The organism is Acinetobacter calcoaceticus (genome assembly GCF_016508255.1).
GTDB lineage: Bacteria > Pseudomonadota > Gammaproteobacteria > Pseudomonadales > Moraxellaceae > Acinetobacter > Acinetobacter calcoaceticus_E.
Genome location: NZ_JADVKT010000002.1, coordinates 731664 through 751727 on the forward strand (window position 1 = coordinate 731664; position 20064 = coordinate 751727).

General features: G+C 39.5%; 16 protein-coding genes. 7 read left to right on the forward strand and 9 right to left on the reverse strand.

From position 1 onward, the window contains the following. Positions 1-3: 3 nt before the first annotated feature. Together antB and antA are read right to left on the reverse strand one after the other, a co-directional pair. Positions 4-495 (reverse strand): anthranilate 1,2-dioxygenase small subunit, encoded by a 492-nt coding sequence (antB, locus tag I5515_RS07435; protein ID WP_199965467.1) that lies wholly within the window; start codon positions 493-495, stop codon positions 4-6. 2 nt (positions 496-497) lie between these two features. Beyond that, the gene (gene antA / locus I5515_RS07440; RefSeq protein WP_199965468.1) at positions 498-1913 is read right to left on the reverse strand and encodes an anthranilate 1,2-dioxygenase large subunit; all 1416 of its coding nucleotides are present in this window, start codon (positions 1911-1913) and stop codon (positions 498-500) included. Between the two features lie 219 nt (positions 1914-2132). Here antA and I5515_RS07445 point away from each other — a divergent pair, with 219 nt between their 5' ends. The 4 genes from I5515_RS07445 (at position 2133) to I5515_RS07460 (ending at position 4766) form a co-directional block, all read left to right on the forward strand. Then, positions 2133-2483: a winged helix-turn-helix domain-containing protein gene (locus I5515_RS07445; RefSeq protein ID WP_199965469.1), complete on the forward strand. Its 351-nt coding sequence runs from the start codon at positions 2133-2135 to the stop codon at positions 2481-2483. Between the two features lie 183 nt (positions 2484-2666). Then, positions 2667-3452 carry a molybdate ABC transporter substrate-binding protein gene (gene modA, locus I5515_RS07450; protein ID WP_199965470.1) on the forward strand — a complete coding sequence of 262 codons (786 nt, stop codon included), beginning with the start codon at positions 2667-2669 and terminating at the stop codon, positions 3450-3452. Then, complete coding sequence (gene modB / locus I5515_RS07455; RefSeq protein ID WP_199965471.1) at positions 3449-4141, forward strand: molybdate ABC transporter permease subunit; 693 nt, start codon at positions 3449-3451, stop codon at positions 4139-4141. The genes modA and modB overlap by 4 nt, the downstream gene beginning before the upstream one ends. Before the next feature lie 4 nt (positions 4142-4145). Next, positions 4146-4766, forward strand: coding sequence for an ATP-binding cassette domain-containing protein (locus tag I5515_RS07460; protein WP_199965472.1), 621 nt, complete (start codon positions 4146-4148; stop codon positions 4764-4766). Between the two features lie 46 nt (positions 4767-4812). Here I5515_RS07460 and I5515_RS07465 read toward each other — a convergent pair whose 3' ends face one another. From I5515_RS07465 to I5515_RS07475, 3 genes are read right to left on the reverse strand one after another with little or no spacing between them, the layout of a single operon-like run. Continuing rightward, on the reverse strand, positions 4813-6417 hold the full coding sequence (locus I5515_RS07465) for a PepSY-associated TM helix domain-containing protein (RefSeq protein ID WP_199965473.1): 1605 nt from the start codon (positions 6415-6417) through the stop codon (positions 4813-4815). A 2-nt stretch (positions 6418-6419) separates the two neighbouring features. Next, on the reverse strand, positions 6420-6710 hold the full coding sequence (locus I5515_RS07470; RefSeq protein ID WP_199965474.1) for a hypothetical protein: 291 nt from the start codon (positions 6708-6710) through the stop codon (positions 6420-6422). Continuing rightward, positions 6707-6943, reverse strand: a complete 237-nt coding sequence (locus tag I5515_RS07475) for a hypothetical protein (protein ID WP_227562649.1) — start codon at positions 6941-6943, stop codon at positions 6707-6709. Before I5515_RS07475 ends, I5515_RS07470 begins: the two co-directional genes overlap by 4 nt. Before the next feature lie 180 nt (positions 6944-7123). Between I5515_RS07475 and I5515_RS07480 the strand changes: the two genes are divergently transcribed. Beyond that, positions 7124-7855, forward strand: a complete 732-nt coding sequence (locus I5515_RS07480; protein WP_199965476.1) for a 4'-phosphopantetheinyl transferase family protein — start codon at positions 7124-7126, stop codon at positions 7853-7855. Between the two features lie 42 nt (positions 7856-7897). Here I5515_RS07480 and entS read toward each other — a convergent pair whose 3' ends face one another. Genes entS through fes form a run of 4 tightly spaced genes read right to left on the reverse strand, consistent with a single transcriptional unit; the run spans position 7898 to position 17753 of the window. After that, positions 7898-9148, reverse strand: coding sequence for an enterobactin transporter EntS (gene entS, locus I5515_RS07485; RefSeq protein WP_199965477.1), 1251 nt, complete (start codon positions 9146-9148; stop codon positions 7898-7900). Continuing rightward, complete coding sequence (locus tag I5515_RS07490) at positions 9145-16296, reverse strand: non-ribosomal peptide synthetase (protein ID WP_199965478.1); 7152 nt, start codon at positions 16294-16296, stop codon at positions 9145-9147. The genes entS and I5515_RS07490 overlap by 4 nt, the downstream gene beginning before the upstream one ends. Before the next feature lie 12 nt (positions 16297-16308). After that, complete coding sequence (locus I5515_RS07495; protein ID WP_003651732.1) at positions 16309-16524, reverse strand: MbtH family protein; 216 nt, start codon at positions 16522-16524, stop codon at positions 16309-16311. Positions 16525-16553: 29 nt separating this feature from the next. Continuing rightward, positions 16554-17753: an enterochelin esterase gene (gene fes / locus I5515_RS07500; RefSeq protein WP_199965479.1), complete on the reverse strand. Its 1200-nt coding sequence runs from the start codon at positions 17751-17753 to the stop codon at positions 16554-16556. Positions 17754-18019: 266 nt separating this feature from the next. Between fes and I5515_RS07505 the strand changes: the two genes are divergently transcribed. Together I5515_RS07505 and I5515_RS07510 are read left to right on the forward strand one after the other, a co-directional pair. After that, positions 18020-18790, forward strand: coding sequence for an SDR family oxidoreductase (locus tag I5515_RS07505; RefSeq protein WP_199965480.1), 771 nt, complete (start codon positions 18020-18022; stop codon positions 18788-18790). A 44-nt stretch (positions 18791-18834) separates the two neighbouring features. Continuing rightward, complete coding sequence (locus I5515_RS07510) at positions 18835-20058, forward strand: isochorismate synthase MenF (RefSeq protein WP_199965481.1); 1224 nt, start codon at positions 18835-18837, stop codon at positions 20056-20058. Positions 20059-20064 lie beyond the last annotated feature (6 nt).

A 20064-nucleotide genomic window follows, 5' to 3' on the forward strand; every position in this document is an offset into this window, starting at 1 on the left:
CCCTTAAACGTGATAGAAGTCTAAAACGGAATCAATTTTGTCATTGAGCAAAATGCTGTGCTGACGACGAATGCGGAAACCATCTGCGGTTTGGCGTAAAAGATAAGTGGCATGTCCGTAAAAACAGCCTTCTAAGCCTTGACGGTTATAAAGCGTTTGCCATACAACTTTTGCCTCAACCAATCCATCATCCAGTGTTTTTACACGAATGTTATTCATGCTGTGTAACGTACGTGGTAACGGCGTTGCAGACGCAGCTTTACCTGTACGAATACGGAATACACGGTCTTCAAGGCCTGTACGGTCTGCATAATAAATATAAGACAAACCCTGATTTGGATCTTGAACATAGTTATGGTCATCAATCCACTGAGGAATATGATATTCACTATCTTCATCGTAAAGATCTAGATAGGCATCCCAGTCATAAGCATCACAAAGTTCTGCTTTTTTGTACAAAAACTGAGATACAGCAAAATGTAGTTCTTGTGACATGGTTACACCTCATCCATTAGGGTATTGTTTTCGAAAGTAATATCCTGCATTTTCAGCGCTTTCTTGTTTAAGCCGTCGAGCATCAGACGTTGCCAATGTCCATGTTGATTTACATAGAGTCCTTCATGGGTAAACTCACGGCCAGTAATGACAGGTTGAATGCCTAAATCTTCCGAGTTTTTCGTTGCGCCATATTCCCAAGACTGGCAGCCACGAGAAATATCACTCCAGCGCTCAAGTCGTGCTTGAAAGCCTTTTTGCTGTTCACGGAATTCGACCAAATCATCTGGTGTACCTAAACCAGAAACGTTAAAGAAATCTTCAAACTGGCGGATACGGTTACGGCGTGCTTCAGCAGATTCACCTTTAACACCAATACATTGACTGATGACTTCGGTTTTATTCCAAGCAACAGGCCGAACAATGCGAAGCTGTGAGCTAATCTGATCCATAAAGAATAGACTAGGGTACAAGTTCAAGTTTCTTAAACGATGCATTGCCCATTCAGCATATTTGTCGCCGTATTTTTCGACCATATATGGCATAACAGTGCTGTAACCCGGACGAACAGTTGGGTTTGGCATGTCACTGAATAAAACACTATGGCCATTTTTGAAGCTGAACCAGCCATCGTCAGTTTCTGAGTCACCCGCACCTAACTTGCTATAGTCAAGCGTATCGAGTTCTTCACCTTTTGATGCATTGACTTGCTGGCGGTGTTGGACTGTAGAGACATAGTTATAGTGAACAGTACTTACATGGTAGCCATCTAAGCCATTTTCATTTTGTAGCTTCCAGTTGCCTGCAAAGGTATAAGATGATTTGCCTTGAAGTACTTCTAGTTCACCTGTTGGGGACTGGTTAACCATTAAATCAAGGAACAGTTTTGCATCGCCCAAAAAGTCTTCTAGAGTATCTGTTGCTTGAGTATCGAGGCTTACAAATACGAAACCACGGTAGCTGGCAATACGGCCTTGTTTTAAGCCACGGCTTGATTTATCAAAATCTTCACAATATTCGCTTGGTGCTTTGACTTTAACCAAACGGCCATCTGACTTATAACACCATGCGTGGAACGGGCATGTAAAGGTTGACTGGTTGCCTTTTGCAACGCGTGTTAAAGTCGCGCCGCGGTGTTCACAAGCGTTTACCATCGCATGTAGTTCGCCTTTACCATCACGGCTCACAATAATTGGTTGACGACCAATTTGAATTGTTAGGAAATCATGATTGTTTGGAATTTCACTTTCATGGCATGCATAAATCCAAACCTTTTCAAAAATGAATTCCATTTCCAAGTCAAACAGCTCAGGCTCGGTAAACATATTTCGTGCAATACGAAACACGCCATCGTTAGGACGGAAGTCGATACATCCATCAACAAAATCATTCCATTGTTTTAAATTAGATGAGGTCATTTGCTCAATCCTATTCATTCAGCTTTTAACTGATTGAACCGCGATTAGGCCTTGGTCTCTATCCGTTTTTTCCAGATCTTTATCCACTTTGTGCAGTTTTGATTTTTTAATAAGACTATCTTCAAGATGTAATCGCATTTTAAAAATGTATATGTCCTATCTTTTTAAATTTCCATATAATCTTAACCAGAATAAAATCAAATCTTGTGAATTAAGCCTATGAAAGAACACAACTTAAAATTACAGCTTAGAATTCTTTTAGAGCAAAACATTGCATTTGGTCCGGGTAAGGCCGACTTACTTGAAGCAATTGAGAGAACTGGTTCAATTTCACAAGCTGCAAAATCTATGAATATGAGCTATCGCCGTGCATGGCAGTTGGTCGATACGATGAATCAGTGCTTTGAAACAGCCTTAGTTGAAACTCAAACAGGTGGAACACATGGTGGTGGGGCCGCGGTTACAGTTTTGGGCCAGAAAGTCTTAAAGCACTATCGCCAAATGGAAATCAATGCTCTACAAGCCTTAGTACATGATTATCAAATCATGAGTGGTTATCTAAAGAAATAAGATTAAAAGGAAGACTTTATAAATCAAAGAATTTAAGCACGAATCAGTTTTACCAACCTATGATTTTCAATTACCCAGAAAAAATATCTATCTTTATAAATAATTTCTACTTTTCATCGTCTATGCTTATCGCTATATTCTTGGGTATATATCGCTGAAAAAAACGACAAAAGGTAAAACATAATGGTAAGTGATACGAAGATAAAAAAATTAGCTTTGGTCTCATCAATCTTAACTATGGGATTGGCCCTTAATGTTCCAGCAAAGGCTGAATCGGTTACTGTCTATGCGGCAGCGAGCTTAACCAATGCCATTAACGAATTAGAAAAAATTTACGAAAAACAAAATAATATAGAAGTTAAAACGTCGTATGCAGGTTCATCGACCTTAGCTAAACAAATTGAAGCTGGGGCGCCAGCTGATGTATTTATCTCTGCTGATACACAGTGGATGGATTATCTGCAAAACAAAAAATTAGTTGCAGCAAATGACCGTGTAAATTTATTAGGCAACCGTTTAGTTCTAATTACTCCAAAAGGGCAGTCACTAAACGTAAAACTAGATAAAACAACCGATCCAAATAAAGTGTTTACAGGAAAGATTTGTACAGGGGATACCAAAAGTGTGCCTGTAGGTAAATATGCTAAACAAGCTTTTACCAATTTAGGTTGGTGGAGTCGTATTGAGCCGAAGTTAGTTGAAACAGAAGATGTTCGAGCTGCCTTAAACTTTGTTGCACGAGGTGAATGTCAGGTTGGGATTGTCTATGCAACCGATGCAGCGATTAGCAAAGATGTAAAAGTAGTTGGTATATTTCCAGAAAACACTCATATGCCAATTACGTATCCTGTAGGGATGATTAAAAAGAATCCGAACTCAATAAAGTTCTATCAATTTTTACAAAGCAATCAAGCCAAAGCTGTCTTTAAAAAATATGGCTTTAGCGTATTGGCTCCAATTAAGCCATGATGTTTTCTTTAACCCCAGAAGAGCTCAGCGTTTTGCAACTTTCTTGTAAGGTTGCAGCAAGTTGTCTTGTCGTCAGCATTATTCCTGCAATTTGCGTGGGATGGTTTTTGGCACGTAAAGAGTTCTGGGGTAAGTCATTCATTGAAACATTGGTGTTTTTACCTTTGGTGTTACCGCCAGTTGTTCCTGGTTACTTGCTTTTACAAGTTTTTGGGAGCCGCGGCATTATTGGACAATATTTGGCGCCACTCGGAATTGATTTTGCATTTAACTGGAAAGGGGCTGTTCTTGCATCAGCAGTGATGGGTTTCCCGCTATTGGTGCAATCTATTCGGCTAGCGATTGAACTGGTTGATCAGCGTTTAGAAATGGCAGCAAAGACATTAGGTGCCTCATCTTTAGGGGCATTTTTTCATGTCACGATGCCACTTGCCAGCAGTGGTATTTTAATTGGTGCTATTTTATGTTTTTGCCGCAGTTTAGGTGAATTTGGTGCCACCATTACCTTTGTGGGTAATATTTCAAATGAAACACGAACTTTGCCTTTGGCCATGTATAGCCTAATGCAACAACCCGATACAGAGGCCGCTATTCAACGGCTTATAGTTTTATCGTTAAGCGTGGCTTTTTTAGCGCTATGGTTTGCACAGTGGTTTCATCGTTATCAAAAGAGGCGCTTAGGGCGGTAGAAATATGTTAATTGATTGCCGTTTTCAGCTACAACTGGGCCAGTTTCATATTGAACCCAGTTTCCAATCAGATGCTTCTGTTATTGGGCTATTTGGTGCCTCTGGGTCAGGTAAAACATCAATTTTACATGCCATTGCAGGATTAAATACACCGCGTAGTGGAATCATTAAAATACAAGAGCAAACGTGGTTTGATTCAAATCAGAAAATTAATTTGAGCACGCAAAAGCGGCATATAGGACTAGTTTTTCAAGATGCTCAGCTTTTTCCGCATAAAACGGTAAAGCAAAATTTATTATTTGGTTTTAAGCATCTTGCCCAGCAAGAACGTCACTTTGAAGCTGATTATATTATTGAATTATTAAAGTTAGAGCATTTATTACAACGTATGCCCATCAAGCTCTCAGGTGGTGAAAAGCAACGAGTAGCATTAGGACGCGCATTGTTATATTCACCTAAGCTTTTACTACTTGATGAACCTTTATCGGCACTAGATGCGAATCATAAAGCTGAAATTATTCCTTTTTTTCAAAGGGTAAAACAGGAAATAAAAATTCCCATGATTTATGTGAGTCATGATATTCAAGAAATTAAACAACTGACTGAAACAATGTGGATTTTATAATTTTTTATATTTCACACATTATTTCAGTCTAGTTAGTTCATGGTTGTTAGTTAGCCCATAAACTGCCCGTTGGCGCAGATTTTCGGCGATCTTGGGCTTTTTGATAAAAACGCCAGAAAGCGAAAGCAAAAATGATAGCCAAGAAATCAACGACTAAGATTTCTCCGCCATGTACCCATAAGCCACTTTGTGGAATGAAGTAGGCTAAAAGGGATGTAAGCGGAATCGCAAATAACACCAAAACCAAGGTTAACAGCAGTTGTGGTAAAGCTTTTGCATAGCCAATCACAAAGGTATAAATCAAAGTCAGTAGGAAAATCACATAATAACCATACATGAAAAGATGGTTTATGCTTTCAATATTGAGTGCTGCAAAAAGCCAACGACTAACCAACATTGTGCCCACGACTGCTAAAACACACCCTAAACATGTACCTATAGTTAAGTTCGCAAGGAACACAACATCTTTTCGTTGAACAGGAATAGGGTCATCAACACGCTTTTGCTTACGTGCACGAGTTTCAACCCAAAGAATGTTTCCTGTATAAAATAAGAAAGCGCCACCGACACCTAACACAAAATAAATCCAGCGTACGCCCGTACCACCAAAACTTCCAAAATGTAGGCTAAACATTGCGTTGATTAACTTATTACCAGCATCAGTCTGTGTGTTAATGCCTTTATGATTAAAGTGCTCAACTGCATATGGGTTCATACGCATAAAGTCGTGATTCGCACCGCGCAACATCTGATCTGAACTATATAAAGCTATACGTGCATTGGCTTTTTCAGGTTTATCTAGACCACTGAACTGGATATAGTCAACTGAATATTCAGGTGCTACTTTTTTAGTTTGAGCTAATATTTGCTGCACATCAATCTGTGTTTGTTTAGGCTCAATAAGTGCAGGGGGAGAACGCTGAAAAACAGGCTGGCCTTTGAGTGCAAGTTGCCCAATCGCATCATAAAAAAAGTCATGAAAAGCAAAGACAATAACGCTAATACTAATAATGATGTGGAAAGGTAAGCTGGTAATTCCAATCACGTTATGCGCATCTAACCAAAAACGCTTTTTATTTTTACCAGGTCGAATGACAAAGTAGTCCTTTACCAAGGTCGGTAATAAGATGATTACCCCTGAAAGCAGGGCAAGAAAATATAAAATCGAAACAACACCCATCACATAGAGACCTAATCCGTGATGGCCTGCCATGCCCGGTATGCCTGCTGTTTCATGTAACTGTTCAATTAGCCAACCTGCCTTAGATAAGTTTTCTTGAGCAACGATTAGTTGACCTTTATCGTCTAAGCTTGCCATCCATGTTGACTGAGCAGTATTAAAGCCATCGCCACGTTCATGCTCACTCCAAGTAATCGGCGCATAGTGAAACTCATTGGATGATAAATTTAGTGTGAAGTTCTTTTGCGCAGCAGGATAGGTGGTTTGTACTTTTTGAATAAGTTCATTATATTGATGTGGTGATATTTTCGGTAATACTTGCTGTGTTGGCGTAGCCCACTTACTAATGTGGTGCTGAAACATGCTGAGCCCACCAGCAAAGAAACAGATAAAAAGCAAAATCCCCGCACATACACCCACCCAAGTATGCATGTTTTTTGCTAATTTCATGATGTCTGAACGTACTTTCATGTTTAACCCCGTAAGACAAAAATACAGCTATACGCTAGGGCATTCGCAATCAATAAATAGATAAGCGCTTTTCGTCCAGTCGTGAAAAAATAACTGCCAAACATAATAGGCATCCACACCCAAGGAACACTCCACATTCCCACTTGCACTAATAAGTCCATGGCAACATAAGGTTCGCCTAATAAAACAATTAAATTACCAATCGCGATAGAAAGACTTAGACCTAAAACACCACCTGCAAAAGTTTTACTCCACCAGTCTGGCTGGATCAGAGACTGAATTTTAGCTTTCATGAAACCAGTTTCCGTTTAAAAAGCGCCATAAATGGAAGAAACGACCACGCAAAAATGATGAGCATGAACCAATAAAAAGCAGCAACAACTTTTGGTAAGCTTGCAAAGAGCACAATAAGTCCAATGCCTAATAGCAATAGACCCAAATACTTAAAGAAAGTAGGAAGATGTTGAGACAACAGATTTTGGTTGCTATGACTACAATAGATACTGACCGCTCCCAACAGGGTCAAAAAAAGTCCTATAAGTTTCATAATCGATGTTTATAAGTAAATTAAAGTCAAAATTTACCCAACAGTATAAGTAAATAATAATTATTATCAAATGATAAATATAATTATTTATCATTTGGCGGTGAGTAAGTTAAGATAGGAGATAACTCATTAAAAATATTTATTTTGAAGTCGAATACAGTGAGCAATTATCTATATATTCCTGAACAAATCAGTAAATCAATTTATGAAATTTCGAGTCCTATTTTTCTTACATCAGAGCTATTTTGTTATTGGCTAGATTTATCGCAAACAACGCATTTGCATATAGACCAACAATTAGAGCATCCTCTAAAAATTGCTCAAGCGCGTGTCGAACGTAAAAATGAGTACTTATGTGGCAGGGTCTTAGCTCAAGCTGTTTTAAATCATCATTTTGGTTTAGATCAGCCAATAACCTCTATGCACGAACCTTTGCCCATCTGGCCAAATCATGTTTTGGGGAGTATCAGTCATTCACAAAATAAGTTAATTGTTGCGCTATCTAATAATGCGGTTTATTTGGGAATTGATATCGAGCACTGGGTGACCTCAGAATTTGCTCAAGAGAGTGCACATCTTATTTTAACGCCGTCTGAGTTTGATTTATGGAAAAGTAAAGCCTGCGAGTTTTTTGATTTTGCCGGTTATGTGAGCTTAATTTTTTCTATAAAAGAAAGCCTATATAAAGCGGTTTATCCCACTGCAAAGCAATATATCGATTTCTTAGAAGCATCTATCGTTGATATTAATTTTGAAAATCAAAAATTAACGCTAACTTTTTTGCCAGAAATTCAGCAGCGCTATCAACTCTTAGAACAATATCAAGGTGGCTGGACCATAGAACAAGACCATATTATGACTTGGGTTTTTCAAGCACGAAATTTTGCTTAAAATAAAAGAAGGCAACGAATTGCCTTCTTTCTTTTTTAAGGTTTAATTTTCTTGTAACTTAGGATCTTGGAAACCTGTTTCACGCATATCTTGAGAGTTGAATAAGAACATAAATCCTACTGCAAAGCTTAGTATGCCAAAGAAGAGGATACTTCCTGATATTGGTAGAAAACGAGTTAAAAGGCCTAAAGTTGTGGTGGCAATTGAGTCACCTAATGCATCTTGTGCAAGCCAGATTGCGTTAATACGCCCTAGATATTCATCAGGTGTATGTCCTTGCACAATGCTGTATTGAAGCAAGTTGGCAATCGACATCAAATATCCGAAAACACATAAAATTGGTAAAGTCACGATGAGCCAAGGTGAAAGCCCAATCATAATCATGCAGCTAAAAATACCTAAGCATGTATAGAGCATGACTAAGCCGGGTCTGAGTAAGCGTGTTGTCCAACCACTGAGTAAAGCACCCAAAGTCGAGCCTAAAGGCACGGCCGAATACATAAGTCCAAGTTCAAATGCACCGCCGTGAAAAATTTCATCTGCCATTTGCGGAAAAATAATTCGAATAGCACTGCTAAAACTGAGCAGTGTTCCAATTAAAATGGTGCTACCGATCACTTTATTTTTAAAAACAAATTTAAACCCCTGGGCTAATTGGCGAAGAGGACTTTCACCATTTGATGCGTGTTGTGGTTTAAGCGCAGGTAACCCCATTAATAAAAACACAGTAAGTAAAGTACCCACGGTTGAGACCCAATACACGGTCGCAACACCGCTAGCAGCAATTAATATACCGCCGATTGCTGGTGAAATAACGGTTGCAAGCCGTACGGATACCATGCTGATCGCACGGGCTTGTACAATATTTTCGCGCCCTACAATCACAGGCATGATAGACATCATTGCGGTTACACCCAGTGCACCAAAGAAACCATCCGATGCTGATAGAAAATAAATAGCATAAAGCGAAGGATGCTCAAACATGGCATTGATGGCGAGGCCAGCAAAGCCTAAACCACACACACCTCGTGCTAATAAAATTAGCCATTTCCGATCTTTGCGATCTGACAGCAAACCACCAAGTAACAAACCAATAAACATAGCAATGCCTTCAAAAGCCATTGCAACTGCAACATTTAATGAACTACCCGTAATATCGTAGACTTGTTTGGGAATAGCCACGACCAACATACCAATGGTTAACAATGACAATGTGCGGGCAATAAATACATGTCGGAAATGAGCATTACGTTTTAAAAGACTAAAATCGGTCAATATAGATTTAAAACTCATGGCGTGTGCTCCTCTAAACCGCGCGCCTGACAAATCATGCGGTTTAAAATTGGGCCAAGTGTTTCAAGTTGCTTCGGAGACAATATATCGGTATGGTCCGCTTCCCTTAGTCGAACAATATTAAGTTTTTTAACTAAAGGTGACCATTGTTGTTCTGGTTGGATATATGGCAGCAAGTCTTTTTCAGCGACAACTAAGTGTAGTTCACCGTCAAAATGCGGCATTTTATACGGTTTTAATAAACGGACGGCATCGCGATAGTTTGCAAAAATATCCTCTTGTAAACGGCGGGTTTCTTCATTTAATGCCGTATCTGCATCGGCTAAAATATCATTGAAGAATTGAAGCTGTTCTTGTTCAGCTTCAGCATTCATTTCCTCTACCGACAAATCTAACCACTGATGAATTTCAGCAGGGTAAGTGTCTAACAAGCCGAGATAATCAACTTTTTCACCTTGTTCAGTTAACTTCGCTGCAACTGCATAAGCCACAGTGCCGCCAAGTGAATAACCTAATAAAGTATAAGGGCCTATTGATTGTTGCTTACGAATAATCTCAAGTTGTTTTTCAACCAGCTCATCCATATCAGCGCTATTTGCCAATAGACCCTCAGGTCGAGGAGACTGTAACCCAATAATGGGTAAATCAGAATGCAAATAACGATTCAGCACCGTATATTGCCATGCCGAACCAGAACCAGGGAAGAAACAGAACAATGGATGCCCTGAACCAGAACGGATTGGTAAAATAGGTTGCATGCCAGTTTGTTCAACTTCTGCCAAACGTTCTTGTGTAAGAAGTAAAGCCGCTAAACGTTGAATCGTGACATGACTCATCAATTGACCAATTGGAATGGTCCGCTTGAATACTTTTCGGATTTCAATTGCGAGCTTCATCACCAAAATGGAATGCCCACCAATGGCAAAGAAATCTTCGTTCACACCAATATTTTGATCGGTGTTTAAAACTTGCTGGAAAATATGTGTCAGTTCATGTTCAAAGGTAGTAGTGGCGTACTGTTTTTCTATATTTGAAAGAACAAGCTGTGGTTGTGGCAGCGCTTTACGATCCAGCTTACCATTATGACTTAATGGGAATTTCTCGACTAACACATAGTGTGTCGGCACCATATATGCAGGAAGCTGTTTCGCCAATATTTTCTTTAACTGCTCAATGTCCACAGGTGCTGTTGTTTGCACGTAAGCAACCAACTGAACATCAGCTTTATTTTGTTCAGAAGAAATAGGATGTACCACCACATCTAGACCGCTGATTAAACGTAATTGCTGTTCAATTTCACCCAGTTCAATACGTTGCCCTCGTATTTTTAGCTGATCATCAGCACGGCCCACATATTGAATACTGCCGTCTGCATGCCAACGGGCAATATCACCAGTGCGATACATGCGTTGACCTGCTGCAAATGGATTTGCGACAAAACGTGTTGCAGTTAAGTCTGCTCGATGTAAATAACCCATCGCCAATTGGTGACCTGCTAAATAAAGCTCACCATCCACTCCAACAGGAACAGGGCGTAAGTATTGATCTAATATATAAAGCTGGGTATTCCAGACTGGATAACCAATTGCAACGCTACTTTCTTTCGGATGTAATCCCAGTGTTGCATCCATATAACTCACATCTACCGCAGCTTCTGTTGGGCCATATAAGTTATGTAGCTCACAGCTAAAGTGCTCAGTAAATGATTTTGCTAAAGCCGTTGGTAATGCTTCACCACTACAGAACACTCGGCGGATTGGTAAACTTTGACGCTGAGCAGGTGATAAAATTTCGGTAGCAGCATTTTCAAAAACAGCCAACATTGACGGTACAAAATGTAATGTTGTTATCTGATATTTTTGAATGAGGCTTAATAATGCCAATGGGTCACGGTGTGCATCCACAGGTGCCATAACCAATCGTGCACCCACTAAATATGACCAGAAAAACTCCCATACAGAGACATCAAAAGTGCATGGTGTTTTTTGCAAAATCGTATCGTTGGCTGATAGTGGATACTCTGATTGCATCCATAAAATACGGTTCACAATGGCTTGGTGAGAAACCATGACACCTTTTGGCTGGCCTGTTGTACCCGATGTATAGATTAAATATGCCGGATGCTGTGGAGTAATGACTGTTGTTTTATAGCTGCTTAAATCAACCTTGGTCTCATCAAACAATTCATTAAAAGCAAAAGTGGCTATTGATGGATGGGCAATAGCAGCTAGATCATTTTGTTCACCAATCACAAGTTTAGATTTGGCATCCTGCAACATAAATTTGATGCGTTCAGTTGGATGTTGTAAATCAATAGGTAAATAAGCTGCACCTACTTCAATCACCGCCAAAATAGCGATACTCAGTTTGACTGAACGTGGTAAGGCAACCGCAACAATATCTCCAGCCTGTACGCCAGCTCCTTGCAATTGCTGTGCTAAAGCACAAACTTGCAAACGCACTCCACTGAAACTGAGCTGATGAATTTCATCACTTAACGCCGTTTGCTCAGGAGTAATTCGAGCTTGTTCTCTAAGCAATTGCTGTAAGGTTGTTAGGGGAACTTCATGTTGGGTTTGATTAACTTTCTGGATTAAATCGCGTTCTTCGGCCAGTTGTAAGCGATAGTGACTAAGAGACGTCTCTGGTTCATTTAATGCAATTTCAATCAACTGAACCATTCGCTCTAAGAAATGCTCTGGTTGATCAATTACACCACGTTGTTCGAGTAATAGCTCAATTTGATGATCAGGGATAACTAACAAAGCAAGCGGGTAATGGCTATAACCACGATTTATGAGTTTTGAAATCGCAGCATCACCAAGTTTTTGCTGTAAATACTGGTTATCAGGGTAGTTTTCTACGACTAACAAACTATCGAAAAGATTGCCTTGAGCCACCAATTGCTGAATTGCACCCAGTCCTAAACCATCATGCTCTAAATGTTCAACATGCAATTGCCGTAACTGAGTCAATTGTTCCCAAAGTGTTTGCTGCATGTTGAGCTTTACACGCACCGGAATCGTATTTAAAAACAATCCGATTTGTTGCTCTAAACCATTGATAGGTGCCGAACGCCCAGAAACAGGAGTACCAAACACAATATCTTCACGATGAGCATAAATATTTAAAGTCATTGCCCAAATCATTTGCATGAAAACATTGAGCGTGATGCCTTGCTCACGTAATTTCTGTTGAAGTTTCGCGCCCAGCTCAGCACTTAAACGATATGAAGTTTCCTGTACAGCTTGCTGTGCTTGATTAAATAAAATAAGTGGCTGTAAATCTGCTAAATCACGTTGCCAAATTACTTTTGATGTTTCATGGTCACGTCCAGATAAAGCTTTAATCACTGTTTCATAACTATATTCAAGCACAGGCAATTGTTGATTAGTTTGCTGATAGGCTTTAATAAAGTCTTGTAAAAACAGCGGAGTTGACCAACCATCTGTTAACAGATGATGCACCATAATCAATAATTCTGACTGTTCTGGAGCATGTTGAATTAAGGTTGCCCGAATTAAGCCATAGGGTTGGTTGAGGTGAATTGGTTGCTGTAATGCTTCTTGAATGGTTTGCTCTAGCAGATCGGGAGTGACTGAGCAAAACTGAACTGGCCAAGCTTGAGTAGGATGTAATGAATAGATAAAAACAGGTTCTTCAGCTAATTCACTATCAAAATGCCCACCTAATTGAGGGTGACGTTTTAATACGGTAATCAACGCTTGCTGTAAACGTACTGGATCAATGTCTCCATTTAAACTAAGCTGAGTAAAGGCATTATAATTTGATTGATTTTCTACTTGAGATAAGAACAGCATGCCTTTTTGCAAAGGAAGCAAAGGTAAAATAGTACTGTTTTTTCCATATTTTTCTTGAACATTTTGTTCTAGGTCTGCTGAAAATAACGTTTTTGAAACGGCCGCTTGTTGTTCATCTAAACGGGTGAGATGCGGCGCTATAGCAGCGACTGTTTTAAATTGGAATACATCGCTTGGTCTTAAGCCGTAACCACGTTGGCGCAATTGGGTACAAAGCATAATGGCCGAAATACTATCGCCACCTGTCATAAAGAAGTCATCATCAATCCCAATTGCGTCAAGCTTAAGAACAGATGCAGTAATTTGACATAAAAGCTGTTGTTCAGACGTTTCGGCCATTCGGCTATGGGTACGAATTTGAGGCTTTGGCAGTGCTTTTTTATCGACTTTGCCACTTACATTTCGTGGAAATTCGGACATAACAGTCAGGGCAGATGGCACCATATATTCAGGTAAGTTTTGACGTAAATGACTTAAATATTGCTGACTTAATTGCTCACTGTTTTTTTCATCGAGTTCAATGTCTTTAACCACACAATAACCGAGTAAACGATGACTGTTGTTAATCGGTTCTGCAATCACGACTGCGCTTTCAACATTGGCTAAAACTGAAAGCGCGTTTTCAACTTCGCCAATCTCAACTCGATAACCACGAATTTTAATCTGGTCATCACAGCGTCCCATAAATTCAAGTTTACCCGCACTATTCCAGCGGACTAAGTCACCTGTACGGTACATGCGCTGTCCATGTTCAAATGGATTTGCTACAAAGCGAGCAGCACTTAAGTCGGCGCGATCTAAATAACCATTGGCGATACCAAAACCAGAAATATAAAGCTCACCAATGACACCAGTTGGGCATCGTTGCAAGTGGCGATCTAGTACATAGGCCTGTGTATTACCAATAGGGTTGCCAATGATAGGGCGAGCTGTCTGCTTTAATTCTGCTCGGAAAGTATCAACGGTATATTCTGTTGGGCCATATAAGTTATGAGCAAAAAGCGCTGGCTGAGCATTAAGCTGTTGCCATAAAGCTAACGGTGCAGCTTCACCACCAATCAAAATAAGACTTGGATGATGCTGATTTTCAGCAAATAAACCATTCGTCATCATTTGCGCACAAAAAGATGGTGGTAAATCGAGTGTATCGATTTGTCGTTGCTGAATTTCTTGAACTAAACCAAATGCATCACGTCGCATGTTTTCATCAAAAATATGTAGCTCTTGGCCCCATAACATCCAGAAAACTTGTAACCAAGATGAGTCAAATGAGAAAGAGTGTGTATGCGCTGCACGTAACGGACGCTCAGGGAAACGCTCATTTACAGCTTCTAATACAGGCCAATAAATGGTTGGTCTATGCGACAAAATGAGGTTGAGTAAAGAACCATGTGTGTTCATTACCCCTTTAGGACGACCCGTACTTCCTGAGGTAAAAATTACATATGCAACATCTTGGAAATCAAATTTACGATTTTCGGCAGCAATATCACTCGCATCTTGCGTTCGAATTTGCGTTTGAACATATTCATGATCAAGATATAACTGCTGAATATTTTGAGGTAATTGCTGTGCAAGTGCTTGTGTGGTTAATACAAATAATGGATTTGCATCTTCACACATCATTTGCATACGATCGATTGGGTAATCTAAATCGAGAGGTAAGAAACTTGCCCCAGAATTGAGTACAGCTAACATCACCACAACTGAGTCAATCGAACGAGGAATAGCTCCAGCAATGACAGTTTGCTTTTTGGCCCCATTTTCTTGTAAAAAACGAGTCAATTGATTCACTTTTACTGCAAGCTCAGCAAAACTAAGATGCTGAAGGTTTGGACGTTCACCACTCACAATTGCGGTACGTTCAGGATATTTTTTAACTTGTTCATAAAAAATATCTAGAACATTATTATATTGTTCAGGGTGACTAACACGCGGACCAATACCACTTTGGGTCAGGGCAGCAAGCTCTTGGGGTGTTGTGATATTAAAATGACTACATGCCTGTTCAGGATGAATCAGAGCTTGTTCGAGCAATAAAGTTAAGCGTTGACCATGGGTAAATAGTTCATCTTGCGTATAACGCTGCGAATCTGCACGTAATTCGATAATGAGTTCATGATCTTGAACAATAAAAGAAAACTCAAAGTCATCAATTGGGCCTGTGCAAATATGGTGTGTTTTCACCTTTTCACCATCTAACATCAGGTCTTGATCAAAAGCTTTATAGTTTAAAATAGGGCCGTACATTCGTTCATGAATGTCGATACTGTTTAAATCTCTTAAAATTTGTTCAGCGTCATATTTCTGATGCGGGCGAATTTGTCGTAATTGCTCTTGTACATGTTGAGCCAAGCTCACCCAACTGTCTTTTTCAGCAACTTTAAACTTCACAGGTAGGACATTTACTGTCGGTAAGGTTGAGCGAATCGCTTTTGAACCTAAACGGCGCATAAATGGAATACCGTTAACCAAATCAGCTTTATCGGTCATTTTGTAGATATAATGTAATGACAGTGACATCATCATATCATTCAAAGCTAATTTAGATTGCGCAGCTAAAGCCTGAATTTGCTCTAAAATTCCTGTCGAAAAACGCAGCTGATGCTTAATAAATGTCGCTGTGGTTTTTGCCGCTAAATGGTGGGTACTCAAACTAACTGGACTAGGTAGATCTTCACAATAAGCTTTCCAGAAAGCTTGGTCTATTGTAAATTGATGGCTATTTTCATAAGCCTGACGTTCCGAAATAACCTCATTCACGCCAATGAACGGAGAAACCGAAAGGTCTTTTTCTTCTTGTAATTGTTGATATAAATCAACAATACGTTTGGTCAGGTTAATCATGCTAAAACCATCAAGCATGATGTGGTGATAACGTTGGTACCAATATACTTTGTCATGCGTCGTAAATAATACCTGACGAAACAGTTGAGATTCACCAGCTTTAAGCGATTTAGCACATTGACGGTCTGATGGCATCCAGTCCCATAAGCGTTGTTGAGCTTTTTTAGGCGTTAAATGACAAAAATCAAATTCTTCGATTTGAAACTGAACTTGGTTATTAAGCTCAATAAACGGTTGAGACGGGTCAGATGAATAAGTGGCTATTACCGTATCGGCTTCATTTAAGCCGATTTGAATTGCTTTTTTAAACGTTGGGATATCGACAATTTTTGGTAGTTCCAAACAATGCGCAATGGTATATAAATCTTCAATCGAACTTAAATGATCGGCAAGAAAAATGCCGAGCTGAGTAGATGCCAGTTCAAAACGAGCTGGTTGTGAAAGGTCAGGAGTAAATTCATTGTTTAATGCTTGATTCATGACAATACTCCTTTACGCTTGTTGAAAGGGGTTAATCGCAACCCAATGTTTTTCTACATATGCAATACACGAAGCCCGTGTATCTGGACCATGCTGAACATCCCACCCCGACGGCACCTGATGTTGGGCAGGCCATAAACTGAACTCACCTTGTTGATTTTTTAAAACCTGAAAAGACAAACTCTCGTTATCGAAAGGATTAATATAGTTTTCCTGTAAGTTGCTCATGATATTGTTATCCTTGATGAAACAAATGGTTATAGTGAAAGAATTTTTTGCAATGCCTTTAACAAGTCAGAACGCCAGTTCACAGCATCATGTCCGCCTGAAAAACTGTGGAAACTCACTTGATTGAATGATTGCAATTGTTGATAAAGCTGGTAAGCATCGTCCCGCATATCGGTCTCATACGTGCCTGCACTGATATAAATTTGAGTTGTTTTTGATAATTGATGAGATACGTTTTGAAGCAGTTTTAAAATGTTACCTGTGTGATCCTGTCCTAAAGTACTATTTGAAAAATCTGACCACCAGTAAGAGCCTGACTGTAAAATCAGAGAGTGGAAAACCTTTGGAAAAAGCAGTGCGCTATACAACGTACACAACCCACCTAAACTTTGACCACATAACGTAATGTCTGTTTTAGAAATAAAGGAATATTCTTTTAAGAGTATTTCAATGAGTTCATCAACCAACGCCTGACTAAACGCATCATGACAACCATAATCTTGTTGGCGTTGTTGACTATTTAAACTATGAACAAAAACATAAACTGCTGGACGAATTTTATTTGAATCAGTCAAATGTTGAATTTCGGAAATAATCGATAGCTCTCGACCCCAGATTTGGCCATCAAGCAAAATGATGAGTGGCAAGTCTTCTTGAGTTGATTGGTGACTAATAAAAACGTCGACTAAATAGTCCTGTTGGCATAACTGACTTGACCATTGAAATGTCTTTGTAATTGGGCAATCGTCTATGAAAGATTTTGTGTTTTCGAGTTGAATTTGATTGATGTATCGTGCCAGATGTCCCGTATAAAACGCATGTTGATTGAATGAGTCAATTTGAGCATTTTGTTTAAGCTGTTTTTGCCACCATAAGCGTCGTGTTGTAGCACAATCTGTTTCTGGTGCTTCTTCACTAGCGGTCACTACAACATAACTACCAGTCCAAGCTAGGGGCAGCTCTATTTCAAAGAAGTACACATTTGTTCCAGCTATATGGCTAAAACGATTCCACTTTTGATAGATAGAAGGGCTCTGTGAATAGATATCAATATAGACAAAGATACTTTCTTTAGGCTCAAGACTACGCCAAACAAAGGTATATAGCGCTTTATTTTTTTGTAGGTTAACTAGCGGAGTACCTATTTTTTTAACGGTATTCCACCAGACCTCATTCCCAACATTGAGTTGTTGAAATAGGGGATGTAAGGGATGAGAAAATGGCTTCATTTTGAGTCCATCTCGACAAGAAAGCGCGGTCAAGTTATCAAAATGATTCTCATTAGTAAATGAAAACAATTATCATTATAATCAATAAAAAAAGATGGTTTTCATTAATGTTGTTTAAAAACAATTATATACCATCAAATTATGGTTAATAAATAACTTGATTTAGATTGTAAGCTCATATTTGATATTTATCGCACTTGATAATAATGATAATTATTTGCAATTATGTTTCGCAGTTTAATGATCAAATCAAACTGGAGTAAAACATGAGCTCTACCATCGTAGTCACAGGTGCTGCAAGAGGTATCGGAGCTGCTATTGCAAAACAATTATTGCAACAGGGGTATCAAGTTGTCGGTATCGACCGACAGGAAAATCCAGAGAATTGGGAAATTACTCAACAGTTGCAAGGTAGTGAAATTTCACGTTGGCAAAGTTTTCAGCAAGATATTACTGAAAAAAAATCAACTGAACTTTTGCTTCATCAAATTTTAAAGCAATACGATGTTACGGGTCTGGTGAATGCAGCAGGCGTGTTAATTATGCGTTCTATGCTCGAAGCAAAAACAGAAGACTGGGAAACTCTTTTTGCAGTAAATGTCATGGCACCTATTGCGATTAGTCAACAACTTGCCAAGCATTTCTGTGAAAAAAAGCAGGGAAGTATTGTCACGATTAGCTCAAATAGTTCACGTATGCCACGTATACAACTTGGCATGTATGCGACTAGCAAAGCTGCACTCAGTCATTACTGTCGTAATCTTGCGCTTGAAATTGCACCTCATCAAGTAAGGCTTAATATCGTTTCCCCAGGTTCTACTCTAACTCAAATGCAAAAGCAGCTTTGGACAGACAATGTACCTCCGCCTGCGGTAATTGATGGAGATTTAAACCAATACCGTACGGGCATTCCTTTAAGAAAATTAGCTCAACCTGAAGATATCGCAAACACGGTCAGCTTTTTACTTTCAGACCAAGCAGCACAAATTACTATGCAAGAAATTGTGGTTGATGGGGGAGCCACACTAGGCGTTTAAATATTAATTCATCACAACAAAATAATTTTATAAGGAGTTGCGAGATGTCGGCACAGCATCCATATTTTATCCAACGAGAAAATTTTACAGAAAGTCGCGTTGCATTAGCACAAGAGGTTCTACAGTGTAATCAAGAAGCAGGCTTTATTTTTACCACACCCGAATACACCATCAATAGCCATCAGAAACTGCGGGATATCTCTGTTGCTCACCAAAGTCTTCTAAAAGACTGGTTACAAGAAGCACGAACTCAACTAGAGATGGCTGTGGCAGAGGGGCATAAAGACGTCAAAATTATGGGCGGACTACCATTTTGTTCGGCAGCAGATGTCAATTTAATGCTGATGCAAAATGCAAAAATATGTCAAAAGGTTCTTTATGCTCAATCGGATCTTGATCTTGGCGCTTTAACCTTAAAAAAGGCCGATTACTTTCCCTCTGGTGAACATTATCAGCAACAAGTTGAATATTTGGTTCAACAAATGCAGGCAAAAAAGCTAGATAAAGCCGTACTAGCACGCATTTTACAACTTGAATATGAACAAGTAATTCCTGTTTCAGACTTATTCTTTAATCTGGCCAAGCATAATCCAGAGGGCTATAACTATGCAGTCGCGAGGCATCCTCAAAGTGAAGGGTGGTTTGTCGGTGCAAGCCCCGAACTCTTAATTGCAAAGCAAAATACAAGAATCTGGAGTAAACCTGTTGCTGGTACATTGGCTCGTGATGATGATCCAACTCTAGACCAGAATAACGCTAGAGCATTACTTGCTTCTCAAAAAGATCAACATGAGCATGCACTCGTCATCGAAATGATTGCCGATGAGCTCACACCGTTCTGCAAGCAATTAAAAGTACCTAAGCAACCATCTCTCATTCGTACCAAAAGACTTTGGCACTTGGCATCACACATTACGGGTGAACTTAAGCAAGCTGATACGCATGTTTTCGACTTAATTGAACGCTTACACCCAACACCTGCAATTTGTGGTGAACCAAGTTTTGTCGCGAAAGATTTAATTCAGCAACTCGAACCATTTAATCGTGAGCTTTTTGCAGGAACTATGGGCTGGGCAGATGAACAAGGTAATGGTGAGTGGTCTGTGACTGTTCGCTGTGCCCGAATTTATCAAAATATTGCCCGCCTATTTGCTGGTGCAGGCATTGTTGAAGCATCACGTCCACAAGCTGAACATGCTGAAACTGCCGCTAAATTTCGCACTGTGCTGGACGGATTCCAGATTTCACCAAATCAATTGCCACAATAAGGAATA